The sequence below is a fragment of the Microcystis sp. M165S2 genome, from assembly GCF_020245885.1.
Taxonomy (GTDB): domain Bacteria; phylum Cyanobacteriota; class Cyanobacteriia; order Cyanobacteriales; family Microcystaceae; genus Microcystis.
In genome coordinates this window covers 1-13,960 of sequence record NZ_JADBTZ010000152.1, presented here as the reverse complement: position 1 = coordinate 13,960, position 13,960 = coordinate 1, and the positions used below count along the sequence as shown (strand labels likewise).

The window sequence follows — 13,960 nt, the reverse complement described above, 5'->3', positions numbered from 1 at the left end:
ACCCTTATATAGAAAGGCATTTAGCGATTTTTGTCAATTGTTTTTGATCTAGAGCGAACTAATCAATTAAATCTCTTGCCAGATAAGGATTTAGTCGATTTATGCCCCCCTATCGAACCATACCAAGTAACGAAGAACCAAACAAATTAACTGAAACTATTCAATTAGAATTAGAAAAATATCGTCAAAAAGCAGCGGCGAGATTATCAACAATTATGGATCAAGCTACTGATGAAGCAGAAGCTAACGGATTCACTCCAGATATTTTAGCCTCTATTTTAGAACAAATTGAGAGTTAATCACACTATTAAAAACGGATCAGGTGTAGGGCTAATTCCGGAATTAGCCCTACAATAGGCGTTGTCAAATTGAAAGATGCTCCGAATCAGCCTGGAACTGAAATTACTTTGATAGCAAGGATTGCATGGCATCTTTCCTATTCTGATCTGACAACGCCGATAAATCAACAGGGATTCTCAATTCGCTTGGGAAATGTGCGTCACCAGAGCCGCCGATTGTAGGATGGGGGTAGTGGTGACGGAATCCGTCGCTAGGGTAAAGAGAGGATTGGAAAGGATACCAGCTAGGGAAGTCGCCACTAGGGAGAGGACAATACCCACCTGTAGGGGACGCATCCCGGTAAGAGTCCAATTGATAACGGGGTAATTTTTCACCGCATCGGACATCTCTTGGGGTTCCTTGACCACCATCATTTTGACCACACGGATATAGTAGTAAATCGAGGCCACACTGGTGACTAAACCCACGAGGACGAGGGCATAAAGTCCCGCTTGCCAACCGGCCCAGAATAGATAAATCTTGCCAAAGAAGCCCGCTAGAGGCGGAATTCCGCCCAAAGAAAGCAGACAGATGCTTAAACAGAGGGTTAGGAGCGGATCCTTCTGGTAGAGTCCCGAATACTCAGCGATCTGATCGGTTCCAGTTCTGAGAGCAAAGAGAATCACACAGGCAAAAGCCCCTAGGTTCATGAACAGGTAAATTAACAGATAGAAAATCATGCTAGAGTAACCCGCGTCAGTACCGGCGGTTAAACCAATCATGACAAAACCCGCCTGACCGATCGAGGAATAGGCTAACATCCGTTTCATGCTAGTTTGGGCCAAGGCAACCACGTTGCCGAGGATCATACTCAAAATTGCTAGGGCGATAAAGATAAACCGCCATTGTTCGCTGACTAGACCGAAAACCGTCACTAATAGGCGAATTGCTAGGGCAAAACCCGCCGCTTTCGAACCCACCGAGAGGAAAGCCACCACGGGAGTGGGTGAACCTTCGTACACATCAGGAGTCCACTGGTGAAAGGGAACCGCCGAAATTTTGAAGGCGATACCGGCAATCACAAAAACTAATGATATCGCCAAGGCCAGGGACTGACCACCGTTAACAGCGGTTAATTTTTGAGCAATGGCGCTTAAACTGGTTTCACCTCCGGATAAACCGTAGAGAAGGGAAACACCATAGAGGAAAATCGCCGAACTAGAAGCTCCAATTAACAGGTATTTTAAGGCGGCCTCGTTCGAGCGAGGATCCCGCTTCATGTAACCGGTCATTAGATAGGAGGAAATACTGAGCATTTCTAGGGAGATGAAGATCATCACCAATTCACTAGCGCCAGATAGGAACATTCCTCCGAGAGTTGCGGTGAGCATAATGGCCAGGAATTCCGCTAGGGAAGTTCCCGCTTGTTCCACATAACGGACAGACATCAGCACTGTGGAGGCGGTAGAAAGAGCAATAATCGCCCTAAAGACGATACTGAGATTATCACCCTCAAAAGCCCCTAAAAAGGCTACTGGTTTCGGATTATCCCAGGCAAAATAGAGAGCAACCACAGCAGCGAGCAGACCAGCGATCGCAACGTAGGGCAGCCAACTTCTGGCACTCCGTCCCACAATTAAATCGCCGATTAAAATCACCATCAGGGTAATAATCAGGATTCCTTCGGGCCAGATAGCACTGGCGTTTAGCTGACTGGCAACAAGACTAGAAAAATCCATATTGATTGAGGTTAAAGGAATTTGAAGTTAAAAAAGGCTTAATACAAGCTTAGGGCATTTCATCAGTGATTCAGTGATCAGTTATCAGTTATCAGTGATCAGTGATCAGATGTGAGTTTTCAGTTCACCGATCGCCGCTATCGAGTTAAAATATCTAAAAAACCTGATAAATTTGATATAATCTTAGCTTTTATGGGTATTTTAGTTGTCTATTGTCTTTTTTATCCTCCTGTCTCGGAGTCTCGGAGTCTCCTCAGCTAAGGGAAAATCTTTGATTTTTGCAGCCGAGCTAATTTCTGATGGTGACAAGTTGTCACCGAGATGTATCCACGTTAACAGGGAAAAAGTGAAAACTCAGGAAATCATGACATAGACTGGCATCGTTAGTTGTCAATGAAGGATTCTGGTAAAATCAGGCTAGGGGAAACACCCGGAAAATCAGTTGTTTGTGAGCCATCCGCTTGATTTTGTTGTTGAAAAACTTTCTAGTTCGCTCAATCCTTTTCCTTTAGCGATCGCTTGAATGAGTAACGAAACCTATCTCAATCATCCCACTTTCGGTCTATTATACAGAGTCTGTCTATTAGAAGAACATCAGGAATTATTTACCACTCTTTATGCCCAACGTCTTTTTTTTCTGGTGACGGTGGGACCCAAAAAAGTCTCGTTCGATCCGATTAGTCGTTCCGATGCTCGTCTTTTAGTGGAAAACCGGCTGCGGAATTTGCGACGGCGCAGTAATATGCAAGAATTTAACAGTCTCAACCAAACTTATCAACAAACCTTTTCAGTCTAGTTCATGACGATCGCTAGTCGTATCGAGTCAATCCGTCTTACCCTACCCCCCTCCACGCGCCTGATTGCTGTCAGTAAACAGGTATCGAGCGATTATATCCGTCAAGCTTACCAAGCAGGAGTGAGAGATTTTGCTGAAAGTAAGCTACAGGAAGCAATCTCGAAGCAGCAAGAACTAAAAGACCTCCCAGATATTTATTGGCACTTTATCGGGCATCTACAGGCAAATAAAGCCCGCAAAGTCCTAGAATCTTTTGATTTAATCCATTCCCTCGATAGTTTAAAATTAGCCCAAAGACTCGATCGCCTAGCGGCGGAATTAGAGATTAATCCCCAAGTTTTGCTACAGGTGAAAGTTGTCCCCGATCCCGATAAGTTCGGTTGGGACACGGACGAATTACTAGCAGATATTCCCGCTTTAGTCAACTGTAAACAGCTAAAAATTCAAGGTTTGATGACAATTCTGCCCCAGGGATTATCCGCCGGGGAAAAGTTAGCCGCCTTTGAAAAAACCGGGGATTTAGCCCAAATAATCGAGAATAGCTCTAGTTTATGCCTGCCTCATCTATCCATGGGGATGTCTAACGATTATCCTCTCGCCATCAAGGCTGGAGCCACTTTGATCCGGGTGGGAACCAGCATCTTTGGTGATCGCATCTACTAAGCCATCTCCGTAAATTTACAGAAAAAACCCCTAGAAATTTTAATAATCGGTGACAATATATCTTAAAATTACAGCGTCTAGTCTAGAAACCGGTGGTTAGAAATGAGGAATTGACTTTTTCCCAATCCCTGAAAACTATCCCCTGATAACTGATAACTGAAAAGAGGGAACTAACCTCTGTCTCCAGACGACTAGAATGACGAACCCTTAACAAAATAGTTCCCCTGTACCAAGTAAGAGCAAAAGTTGTTAAAGGCCACTAAAATAACCCCGACTCTAGCCAAGACCACCTAAAAAATCTTTTGAAGGACACTTAGACTGTGAACAACATTTTTACCAAACTCAAAGATTTTGTCGGCATCTCCGAACAACCGGAAGACGAAGATGAAACCGACTACGAAGAAATGAACTGGGAAAAGTCTTCCCCCCAAGATAGGGATCAAAACGAAGAAGAAGATACCCTCAATCGTCGTCAACGCGAACCTTTAAATCTCAGCACAGCCACATCTATGGGACTCAACAGAAGCAACGTGATCGGTATGCCAGGTATTAACAACAATAATGCAGAAGTAGTAGTGATCGAGCCCCATTCCTTCGAGGAAATGCCCCAAGTTATCCAAACCCTGAGAGAACGCAAATCGGTGGTTTTAAACCTCAACGTCATGGATCCCGAAGAAGCACAAAGAGCCGTGGATTTTGTCGCCGGTGGCACTTACGCGATTGATGGTCATCAAGAACGCATCGGTGAGAGTATTTTCCTATTTACCCCCAGCTGCGTTAAAGTTAGCACCCTTTCCGGAACTATTCACGATATCACCGACAACCCGAAAATGGCTCGTCCCGTTTCCCCCGCACCTGCTTGGGGAGCCGAAAGCAGTCGATTAGCTCAATGAATCCTCCCATAGTCCTCTCGTTAAGTTTGTCGAAGCTAGAAATCGATCGATTCTCGAGAGGATGCGTTTTTTTGGGGGTAAGATCTCTAAATCTGCCTTTTTTTCTTTTTACTTTTTACTTTAAATAATACTGTGTCTATTCGTTTAGGAATTATTGGTGGTGGAGTCATGGCCGAGGCCATTCTCAGCCGTTTATTAAAAAAAAATATTTATAGTCCCGAAACGGTGTTAGTCAGTGAACCCCAATCCCAACGGCGCAACTTTTGGGTTAATACCTACGGAGTACAAGTCAGTGAGGATAACCGGGAAGCCGCTAGAGCAACTGAGGTGTTAATCTTAGCGATAAAACCGCAAATTTTAGAGCAAGTAGTGAATAGTTTGCTGGGAATACCCGAAAAACCCTTGATTATCTCGATTTTAGCAGGAGTTACCCTCAATCGCTTAGAAATGGGCTTTCCCGATCGCCCCGTGATCCGGACGATGCCCAATACCCCGGCCACGGTGGGACAAGGGGTTACAGCGATCGCATCCGGTCGTCATGCGGAACCGGAACATCTGGCCGTAGCCAGAGATATTTTTGCGGCCGTCGGTTCGGTGGTGGAAGTTCCCGAAGCTTTGATGGACGCGGTAACGGGATTATCGGGATCGGGCCCGGCATTTGTGGCCTTGATGGTGGAAGCTTTAAGCGATGGTGGTGTGGCGGCCGGATTACCGCGAGCGATCGCGTCTCAATTGGCCCTAGAAACAGTTTTAGGGACGGCAACCCTATTAAAAGAATCGGCCATACATCCGGGAGAATTAAAGGATCGCGTCACTAGCCCCGGGGGAACCACGATTGCTGGGGTGAGACAATTAGAAAAAGGCTCTTTTCGATCGACTATTATCGAGGCAGTAGTGGCGGCCTATCATAGATCTAAAGATTTAGGGCGTAGTTCTGAAAAGTAATCTTTGTATCTTTTTTAACCCATAATTGATGTCTCGATCTGTGATAAGATACGCAGCAATTCTTGTCCAGAAAAAGTGTATGAATAAGAAATCTTATCGTTTTGATTTAATGGCATTAATTGCCATTGCAGTTTTTTTTCTAGGGATTGTTTTCTGGAAAGTCCCGCTTCATTATCCCTATATCCTTAATTTTGATGAAGCGGTGGCCCTGGTACTTGCCTACGTCACTAAACAAGGTTATCGTCTCTACGAACAAGTTTGGCACGATCATTTATCGGGTTTATCTCTTTTACTAAATGGTTGGTTAAGCGTGACAGGATTTACTATCCATGCGGCGCGCATTATGGTGCTTTCTTTGTCCACAATTATGTTAGGAATTTTTTATCTAATTCTGAGAGTTAATTGCGGAATATTAGCCTCTTGTTTATCAGTATTCATTCTCTCAACCTGTCCAGTGTATATTAACCTGTCAACGACAATGTTGCGGGAATTACCATCACTTTTTTTTACAATCTTAAGTATTTTTATTATCTTTAAAGCCCTTCAATTCACGGGTAAGCTTAAGTATGGGCTGTATTTACTCAGTGCCATTGCTTTCGTTTTTTCCCTGCAAATTAAACTTTCAGGCATTACTATCATCCCAACTGTAGCTTTAATTATTTTTCTTAATCAACAGAATAGTTTTATTAAAAGAATCATTGATATTGTTATTTGGTTAGTCGCTGTCGTTTTAGTCTTTGTCTTGGGTTCCCTGACTATTTTTACTTTTTCCTACGCAAATATCATTAAATCTCATGTCAGTGTTGCCGCTAGTTTCGCTCAAGAAAATCTCACCTTATTGACTCTCTTACAAAACGCCCTAAAGTACGAACCAATTTATCTGATCGTCACAGTGATCGCTATTATAGCGATGGTTTTTACTCGCAATATAATACCACTTTTACCGCCGTTGGTCTGGTTAGGTTCTAATCTATTTAGATTTGCCACAGTTGCCCCAATATGGACTCATTATTATGTCCATTTAATTATTCCTGCCGTTTGGATAATTGCCTTATTTGTCGAACAGTTAAAAATTACTGATAGCCTCGGGGAATTTCAGCAAAATCGCCAAATAACCCGAGTATTAATACTTAAAATGCTGATTTTTCTCTCCCTGTCTGGTCAATTTCTCTTTAATACCTTAAGAATAATCACCAATCGTGATCCTGGAATTAATGCCTACGTTCAAGCTAATAAAAGGTATAAACCTCTTTTAGCAGAAGCTGTGTTTGAAAAATTTAAAAACTCCGATAAACTTCTGTTAACCGATAATCCTCACTACATATATCAATATTTCTTGAAAACACCCCCAGAAACTGCTGTCATCACCAGAAAGAGATTTATCAATCAGAATCTTGATGGGGATTTTATCCTAGAAGTTATCGAAAAAAGACAGCCCGATTTGGTTTTTCTCTATCGATTTGAAAAGGAATTTCTGCAATCATCAAAACTCAAGGATTATTTAGAGAAAAATTATATCCAGTTTCCCGACCAGCAAGAAAAAGGAACTCTCTTTATCAGTCCGAAAACTTGGCAAGAATATAAAAGTAAGGCTAATTAGGGTTTGCTGAATAAATCTAAAAATCTTGTTGGATAATATTTTTAGGCTTTTTTGAAATCAAAAAGTACCAGATATGGGAGTGATCGGCTTCAGGTACTTTTTCCCTGAAAATTAGGTAATTGACCACCTGAAAATGGGTAAAACCCCACACCCCAACCCCCAACCCCCAACCCCCAACCCCCAACCCCCAACCCCCACCGAAAAACTTTTTGCCGCAGACCCTAATTAGAAATTGTGGACGGGGACTATTAACGTTTTTTCTTTTTTACCGGTTTTTGAGCCACTTTTCGAGAACGTTTGTAGGCCGATCCGATCCAATCACTACAACTATGACTCATCGCCCCTAATTCTAAACCCAGGAAAATAGCGATTGCTACCCGGGGATACTGTTGCCATAATGCGATCGCTTGCTGCGGCCACAGTCGCCAATCCCAGTCTATACCCCAGAAACTTTGCAGGATCGGGATGATGATGATCGCCGCTAGTAAAAGAAAACTACCAAGATAAAATAACCGAAAGACTGTGCCGATCAATAAACCGTGGGATAACCAACCGCGATGACGGATCATGGAACGGTAGGGTAGCCACAACCAGCGTAGATAACCCCAACGTTTGTATTGTACTGAGTGGATGTCAAGATCTGGTCCAAACAGAAATCCGCTAAACAAATAACTGGCCAAGAGTAACAGAGTTAAGTTACCACTGCCACTGACCAAAAAACTCGCCCCCGCAATCGGTGGCAGCAGAATTAGGGTAATGCGATCGTGAGTTCGACCAGAGGGCATCGGAAAAAAATCAACTCGCTCAAAAAAATAATATACTTTTTTAAAAATATATGTTATGCTGAGAAAGTGCAAAAATGATTCGGGCGTTTAGCTCAGTGGTAGAGCGCCTGCCTTACAAGCAGGATGCCGTAAGTTCGACCCTTACAACGCCCATTTTTCTCAATCCTGACCTCGTCAAGCTTTCACTCCTGATCGCCGGCTGAGATTAAAACTATTGAGGGGAATTGCTGCGGAAAGGCAAAATTGGGACTAATTGCTAGTAAGCTAGTCAGTAGGTCCGAGGATTAATTGATTGCGGCACACCGGTTATATGGCCAATTGGAAATGTATTAAAAATTGTGGAGCTTGTTGTCAACTAAATCCCGACGAGCGTCCTGACTTAGAAGAATATCTGACTCCCGCACAATTAAGTCAATATCTCAGCATGGTGGGGGAAGAAGGTTGGTGTATATACTTCGATCGCCAAACCCGTCTCTGTACCATTTATGACCAGAGACCGGAATTTTGTCGTGTTCAACCGGATATTTTTGCCAAAATGTATCAAATCGAACCGAGAGAATTTGAGCAATTTGCGATCGATTGCTGTCATCAACACATTGAGGATCTTTATGGGGAAGATAGCCTAGAAATGAATAGCTATCGTCAGCAAGTAGGCTAAGATTTATCCCTATCCCAGAATTGACATCCTCGCCGCCGTAAAACGGACGGCGATTCCTCACCACGCCACTTTTTTAGGGTGGTCGCGTCAACGGGGTTGACGCAGATAGCGAAAAACGCTTAATTGCTTAAGTCTGACACTTTCTCCACGCCCATTTTGAGTGTCCGAATGCCCTCCGGCCACTTTGAACAAGTCAAAAAAATCTCATGTTCAACCTTATTTCCTAGAAAGTTTTACTCGTTCAAGGCCGACTTTGAAGTCTTTTCTGAACGAAACCCCCTACTATCTGTGGTCAAGGTTCAGTTTTTAGCTTGGTTATCGCTTTTTCCATTGTAGCTTAAAGCCGTCCTAAAACGACGGGGTTTTAACCCAAATTTTCGATAAGTGGTCTGGTTATTTTTCCTACCTTCTCGATGGCTAAACCAAAACGGTTCTTCGGTTTGTCTTATGCAACGTACAGGGTTATAAGCAATGAAACTCTTATAGAGAAAGACATTTGGCGATTTTTGTTAATTGTTTTCGATCTAGAGCGAACTAATCAATCAAATCTCTTGCCAGATAAGGATTTAGTCCATTTATGCCACCCTATCGAACCAGACTAAGTAACGAAGAACCACCAAAACCAGTAAAATTACGGAATTGATTGTTTCCCTGTTGAGGAGAAGTCTATAGGAAACTCAAAACCTCTAGTAGAGGTGCAGAGTTTGAGTTCAGGACAGGGAAAAACTATCATGGAAAAACCAGAAAAACAGCGCCGCAGACGCGGGGTTGTCCTTACCCCCACAGGACTAGAAAAAATACTTACTGCCAAACAAGAAGCGGAATATCGGGATAATCGCGGTCATCGTTTCACCCTAGAAGTCCTCAGCGAGAAAACTCTTTTAGGGGTAGATACTCTGATGAAGGTATTTGCTTGTGAATCGGGAGTGGATAAACAAACCCTGAAACATTGTTTTCAAGCTTTTAATTTAACTCTAGAAAATAGCGATTATTATCGTCCTAACTTGCCAGAAACTGATACTATTAATCCTCAACTATTGCCTGAGTTACCAGAGGGACAAGTACCCCTCGATTCCCCCTTTTATATCAACAGAAATAATCTAGAACAGATTTGTTATCAAGAGATCTTGCGCGGGGGTAGTCTTATCCGGATTAACGCGGCCAGAAAAATGGGAAAAACTTCCCTGATGACTAGAATTATTAATTATGCACAACAACAGCAATACCATACGCTTTATTTCAGTTTTCGGTTAGCAGAAAGCTCAATTTTTCAAGATTTAAATCACTGGCTGCGTTGGCTTTGTGTTAGTATTAGTCGCCAGTTAGATTTAGAAAATCATCTCCCACAGCATTGGGATGAATTCTTAGGTGGTAAAATTAACTGTAAAATCTATCTAGAAAAGCATATTCTCTCCCATCTTGATCGCCCTTTAGTGATTGCCTTTGATGATCTTGAATATCTTTTATCCTATCCACAGCTAAGGGAAGAATTTTTTAGTATTCTGCACCTCTGGCACGAGGAAGGCAAAAACAAACCCCTCTGGCAAAAATTACGTTTAATTGTTGCCTATTCCTCTGCACACGAGCTTGATAAAACCTCAGATACCTATCAATCTCCTTTTAGTCTTGGCCTACCGATCGAATTGCCCAATTTTACCAGCGCACAAGTACGAGAATTAAGTCAAAGACAGGGATTAGATCAGAATTTTGACTACGAAAAATTACGGATATTTCTAGGGGGTAATCCCTATTTAATTCGTCTTGCTTGCTATCATATTGCTCGGGGTAATTGTACCCTAGAAACTATTTTAGCTACTTCGATCGAGGAGGAAAGTAATATTTTTGCAGACCATCTTAAACGGTTACTTTCACATCTACAATACTTAAAAGGCAATTTAGCGGCTATCTTTGCTAAGGTGGTGATGGCAGAAAAAGACATAGAAATTGATTTAATGGCAGCTTTTCACCTAGAAAGTCTCGGACTGATTCACCGACAAGGTAAGTTTTGCCGAGTCAGTTGTCCTCTCTACCGTCAATATTTTGGCGAATATTTCCGGCAACGTTCTGTTTTTTTGCCGCAAAAAACTTCTCTCCTCGCCCAAAAAATTACGCTTGCTCACTTTGATACTTCCGAAAAAAGTCGCTATGCCATGTAATTTCTAGTCCGTTAGGCGCTCGGCTAACACAGCCTAGGAGTGCTAAAGTTATCACCATCAACATCCTCAACAAAAATCAACAATGTCATTATGAGGGAGTGATGCTAAATCCTGTTTAAAAAGTACGGGAGAGTGGCAAGGGGGTTTTTAAAGTTCGAGTGGAACAGGCTTGTAGTTCCTGTGTTTTACGAATAAAACTTTTCGTACTCATCATGATCGCCAATCCAAAACCAGGTCACTGTATCCCCTGACAGCACTCCCAAAGCTCGATGACTCTTCGTTACACGCACTGACCAAATATCTTCGTCGCTGTCAATACACTTAAAATGTAACGATGGATGAAACGGATTCTCCACCCATAACCGATATGCTTTCCTGGCTCCGGCTTTGACTGCTGGCTTCAAGTTGCGATACTTCTGCCAAAATGAAGGCAATGTTGCGGAATTCATAGCTGCTCATAATCCATCGGTGCGGACAATCCTGCCGCAATCTCTTCTTTGGCTTTTCGAGCTGCTACGACTAGATTATTCTTCGTCTGTTTAAAAGACTGATCCCATCGTTTTTCTTCTTCAATTTCTGCAATATAAGCTCGAACATACTCTACTAACTGCTCTTGAAGCTCATCAGGCAGAGACTCAACCATCTTGATGATCGTGGTAATAGCGGTCGAGGGCATGGTATTTATCAGCGTAGTAGGTTTTCTCTATTCTACAACGTCCACCGCAAACCAAAAATGATATGATTTTTGTGTCCTCTGTGGCTTTGTGGTCAATTAGCCTTGCTCAAAACCAAACAATTTATAATTGAAGAGCGAGGTATTTATGGGTAAAGAAGAAGAACTACTTGAACAATGGCGAGAACTGACACCAGAAAAGCAACAAAAAGTTTTACAATTTGTTCAAACACTGAAATCTAAGTCAGAAACAACAGCACCAATTAATTAGGAGTCTAACCCATGAGCGGCCCCACCATCGAAACCGATTTAGGAAAAATCCTAGACCAGATTAATCAGAATCTTAAAGAGACCAATCAGAAGCTAGACGCGCTCCAGAAAGATGTCACAGAGATCAGGATTGTTCAAGTCAGATTCGAGGCCGAAGTCAAGGGAGATCTCAAGGCATTACAGGGAGAATTCAACACCTTACAAGGTGATTTAAAAGAGATTAAAGGCTCCCAGAAAGCCCAAATTTGGGCATTAATCACCATCTTGGCAACAGCAGTTATCGGAACTGTCATCCGCTTTGTCATCACTGTTCCCCCTGTTAGCAACCCCTAACTTCCACTGCCGGGGAACAGGCTTCTAGTTGCTGTTTGATATTCAGGTAGAATCAATGATATAATTGGTGCGTTACGGCGGATTGTTAATTTTGGTTTTTTGACCAGATTTGTAACCGACTCAGGGAGCCTACATTCTTTCCTCTCATCTTCTCTTAATGATATCATCAATTTTTTTTAGGTACTTAATCAAATTCCTCCAGATGATTTATGAGTATCCTCTACTGTCTCAATCCCGAATGTTCCCATCCTCAAAATCCGACTCATTATAGCTATTGTCAAGGATGTGGCGGAAATTTAAGCCAAACTAGCCAATCATATTCTTTTCATAGCCGTTATCTCATTGTCGGGGTTTTAGGGGAAGGTGCATTCGGGAGAACTTATCAAGCTAAGGACTTGAATTTTAATCAAAAACCCCGGGTTATTAAAAAATTTATTGCTCAAATGCAGGGAGCTGCTCTGGAGAAGTCTAAGGAGTTATTTCAAAGAGAAGCGGAAAAATTAGACGAATTAAAACACGAACAAATTCCCACCGTTTATGATTACTTTTCGGCAGGAAACTCTCTCTATTTAGTGCAAGAATTTATTGAAGGAGAAACCCTACTTCAAGAATATCAAAGAGAAGGAAGATTTAGTGAACAGAAAATCAAGGAAATATTACGGGAATTATTACCAGTCCTTGCCTATCTCCATTCTAAAGGATTGATCCATCGTGACATCAAACCGGATAACCTGATGCGTCGTCGGGGTGATGGTAAATTGATGTTAATTGATTTTGGGGGAATTAAAGAGCAAACCTCCCAAATGGGGACGGGTTTATACACTCCGGGTTATGCTGCTTTTGAACATATCATGGGCAGGGCAGTCGCCGCTAGTGATTTATATAGTTTAGCTGCTACCTGTGTCCGTTTATTAACAGGATGTTTACCCCAAAGTAACAGTAATTTGCCTGATCTGGTCTATGATGTGGATGAGAGAAAATGGTTATGGCAATCGGTATTAAAATCGCAAAAAAGATCAATTAGTGATTTTTTAGCGAATCTCCTCAACAAGATGTTAGAAGATAAGTCTAGTCAGCGCTATCAATCAGCTTCAGAAGTTCTGACAGTGTTGAATAATCCTCCTTCAAGTAGAACTGTAGTACAACCTCCCCCCGTTTCACCTCCTCCTCAGAGAAAAATTAAGAATCCATCAGGAATAACTAGACGTAAATGGCTATATAACGGCATTGGGATGATTGTATTTGGGGGGGTGATCGGACTAGCAATTTACAGTATAGGCAATTATAATTTAGGAGATAATCAAGGGGCGATTGCGGATCAAAATCAAGCGATCAAACTCAATTCTGACGATGCTGTAGCCTACTATAATAATGGAGTTGATAAGTATAATTTAGGAGATAATCAAGGGGCTATCAAGGACTTTAATCAAGCAATTCAAATCAATCCTGACTATGCTAATGCCTACTATGATCGCGGAAGTGCTAAGTCTAATTTAGGAGATAAACTAGGAGCGATCAAGGACTACAATCAAGCAATTCAAATCAATCCTGATGATGCTGATTTCTACAATAATCGCGGATGGGCTAAGTATAATTTAGGAGATAAACAAGGGGCGATTGCGGACTACAATCAAGCGATAAAACTCAATCCCAACTTTGCTTTTCCCTACAATAATCGCGGATGGGCTAAGTATAATTTAGGAGATAAACAAGGGGCGATTGCCGACTACAATCAAGCAATTAAACTCAATCCTGACTTTGCTGTTCCCTACTATAATCGCGGTTTAATATACAAAGAATTAAATGACAATGAAAAGGCAATTAAGGATTTTCGCCAAGCATCCCAACTTCATCGACAACAAAATAATCAAACCTGGTATCAAAACTCTCTGGATAGACTAAAAGAATTAGGTGTTTCCAATTAAATTCTTGTAGGGAATTAACACCGTTAAGTAGCTTTTAGGGTGCGTGTTTGCGCGTATTTAAAGGAAATTTGTTAATAATTAAACTATGATCGCACCGTAACGCAGCATCTTAAGAAAATTGGTGTGTTACTCTATCACTAACGCACCCGACAAGAGCCGCTACTGTGTCCTCTGTGGTTTTTATTATGATTATTTAACTGCTACCGAATATCCCCCCGTAGCAATCTCTCCCTAGTAACAGGTTT

At 42.0% G+C, this 13,960-nt stretch carries 15 protein-coding genes and 1 tRNA gene; 12 read left to right on the top strand and 4 right to left on the bottom strand.

Annotated elements, in window-relative coordinates; genetic code table 11:
• Positions 1 to 101 precede the first annotated feature (101 nt).
• Positions 102 to 299: a hypothetical protein gene (locus IM479_RS08160; RefSeq protein WP_287686249.1), complete on the top strand. Its 198-nt coding sequence runs from the start codon at positions 102 to 104 to the stop codon at positions 297 to 299.
• Between the two features lie 177 nt (positions 300 to 476).
• On the opposite strand, the gene IM479_RS08155 is transcribed toward IM479_RS08160, so the two are convergent.
• The gene (locus IM479_RS08155; protein ID WP_287686248.1) at positions 477 to 2,018 is read right to left on the bottom strand and encodes an NAD(P)H-quinone oxidoreductase subunit N; all 1,542 of its coding nucleotides are present in this window, start codon (positions 2,016 to 2,018) and stop codon (positions 477 to 479) included.
• A 523-nt stretch (positions 2,019 to 2,541) separates the two neighbouring features.
• Between IM479_RS08155 and pipX the strand changes: the two genes are divergently transcribed.
• From pipX to IM479_RS08130, 5 genes are all read left to right on the top strand, one after another.
• On the top strand, positions 2,542 to 2,814 hold the full coding sequence (gene pipX, locus IM479_RS08150; RefSeq protein ID WP_002796317.1) for a transcriptional coactivator PipX: 273 nt from the start codon (positions 2,542 to 2,544) through the stop codon (positions 2,812 to 2,814).
• Between the two features lie 3 nt (positions 2,815 to 2,817).
• A complete protein-coding gene (locus tag IM479_RS08145; protein ID WP_287686247.1) occupies positions 2,818 to 3,477 on the top strand; it encodes a YggS family pyridoxal phosphate-dependent enzyme in 660 nt (219 codons plus the stop codon).
• Positions 3,478 to 3,797: 320 nt separating this feature from the next.
• Positions 3,798 to 4,370, top strand: a complete 573-nt coding sequence (locus IM479_RS08140; RefSeq protein ID WP_287075766.1) for a cell division protein SepF — start codon at positions 3,798 to 3,800, stop codon at positions 4,368 to 4,370.
• A gap of 132 nt (positions 4,371 to 4,502) precedes the next feature.
• Positions 4,503 to 5,315 carry a pyrroline-5-carboxylate reductase gene (gene proC / locus IM479_RS08135; protein WP_287686246.1) on the top strand — a complete coding sequence of 271 codons (813 nt, stop codon included), beginning with the start codon at positions 4,503 to 4,505 and terminating at the stop codon, positions 5,313 to 5,315.
• Between the two features lie 79 nt (positions 5,316 to 5,394).
• Complete coding sequence (locus IM479_RS08130; protein ID WP_287686245.1) at positions 5,395 to 6,915, top strand: ArnT family glycosyltransferase; 1,521 nt, start codon at positions 5,395 to 5,397, stop codon at positions 6,913 to 6,915.
• A 248-nt stretch (positions 6,916 to 7,163) separates the two neighbouring features.
• On the opposite strand, the gene IM479_RS08125 is transcribed toward IM479_RS08130, so the two are convergent.
• Positions 7,164 to 7,700, bottom strand: coding sequence for a metal-binding protein (locus IM479_RS08125; RefSeq protein WP_046662393.1), 537 nt, complete (start codon positions 7,698 to 7,700; stop codon positions 7,164 to 7,166).
• Positions 7,701 to 7,781: 81 nt separating this feature from the next.
• On the opposite strand from IM479_RS08125, the gene IM479_RS08120 reads away from it, so the two are divergent.
• The 3 genes from IM479_RS08120 to IM479_RS08110 all read left to right on the top strand — a co-directional run bounded on the left by IM479_RS08120 (position 7,782) and on the right by IM479_RS08110 (position 10,514).
• Positions 7,782 to 7,853: transfer RNA gene (locus IM479_RS08120), tRNA-Val, on the top strand.
• A gap of 157 nt (positions 7,854 to 8,010) precedes the next feature.
• The gene (locus IM479_RS08115) at positions 8,011 to 8,358 is read left to right on the top strand and encodes a YkgJ family cysteine cluster protein (protein WP_286826191.1); all 348 of its coding nucleotides are present in this window, start codon (positions 8,011 to 8,013) and stop codon (positions 8,356 to 8,358) included.
• Positions 8,359 to 9,089: 731 nt separating this feature from the next.
• Positions 9,090 to 10,514: an AAA-like domain-containing protein gene (locus IM479_RS08110; protein WP_287686244.1), complete on the top strand. Its 1,425-nt coding sequence runs from the start codon at positions 9,090 to 9,092 to the stop codon at positions 10,512 to 10,514.
• 185 nt (positions 10,515 to 10,699) lie between these two features.
• On the opposite strand, the gene IM479_RS08105 is transcribed toward IM479_RS08110, so the two are convergent.
• Positions 10,700 to 10,963 (bottom strand): ParE family toxin-like protein, encoded by a 264-nt coding sequence (locus IM479_RS08105; protein ID WP_286826189.1) that lies wholly within the window; start codon positions 10,961 to 10,963, stop codon positions 10,700 to 10,702.
• Positions 10,960 to 11,190, bottom strand: coding sequence for a hypothetical protein (locus IM479_RS08100; protein WP_271971057.1), 231 nt, complete (start codon positions 11,188 to 11,190; stop codon positions 10,960 to 10,962). The genes IM479_RS08105 and IM479_RS08100 overlap by 4 nt, the downstream gene beginning before the upstream one ends.
• Before the next feature lie 145 nt (positions 11,191 to 11,335).
• Here IM479_RS08100 and IM479_RS08095 point away from each other — a divergent pair, with 145 nt between their 5' ends.
• The 3 genes from IM479_RS08095 to IM479_RS08085 all read left to right on the top strand — a co-directional run bounded on the left by IM479_RS08095 (position 11,336) and on the right by IM479_RS08085 (position 13,715).
• Positions 11,336 to 11,458 (top strand): hypothetical protein, encoded by a 123-nt coding sequence (locus IM479_RS08095; RefSeq protein ID WP_002796307.1) that lies wholly within the window; start codon positions 11,336 to 11,338, stop codon positions 11,456 to 11,458.
• 11 nt (positions 11,459 to 11,469) lie between these two features.
• Positions 11,470 to 11,790, top strand: a complete 321-nt coding sequence (locus tag IM479_RS08090) for a hemolysin XhlA family protein (RefSeq protein WP_002734355.1) — start codon at positions 11,470 to 11,472, stop codon at positions 11,788 to 11,790.
• Positions 11,791 to 11,999: 209 nt separating this feature from the next.
• Positions 12,000 to 13,715 (top strand): serine/threonine-protein kinase, encoded by a 1,716-nt coding sequence (locus IM479_RS08085; protein WP_287686243.1) that lies wholly within the window; start codon positions 12,000 to 12,002, stop codon positions 13,713 to 13,715.
• Positions 13,716 to 13,960 lie beyond the last annotated feature (245 nt).